At 49.9% G+C, this 361-nt stretch carries 1 pseudogene; it reads right to left on the reverse strand.

The features are described from left to right. Positions 1-361: pseudogene (locus tag QWI17_RS06665) on the reverse strand (ATP-dependent helicase); the annotation flags it as partial.

Consider the following 361-nt stretch of genomic DNA (forward strand, 5'->3'; position numbering starts at 1 on the left):
TGATGACAGTTTCGGGCGGCAATATCGTTTTCAGCGTTGCACTGTGGACACTCTTTAAAGCGAAAGCGAAAATCGCACTGAGTTTGTGTATCCGGAGTTGCGACAGAACTGTTTAACATAACAGTGCCCTGGCAGCGTCGCCCAAAATGCTCCAGAACATTACCCTCTTCGTCGGTCTTACCCCAAAAAATATTTGCAAATTCACAGGCTGGACAGAACACCTGAACCGGTACGCTGCTGCTGTCAGGCTTGGGTTGTCCGACTTCTGGAGCAAAAAGATCGAAGCCATTTCCAGCATAGTCCATTACCAGGCAGTCTTGTTTGTGCTCTGCCAGCCTGAGCCCACGGCCTACTATCTGCT

It is taken from the genome of Gilvimarinus gilvus, assembly GCF_030518155.1.
Lineage (GTDB): Bacteria > Pseudomonadota > Gammaproteobacteria > Pseudomonadales > Cellvibrionaceae > Gilvimarinus > Gilvimarinus gilvus.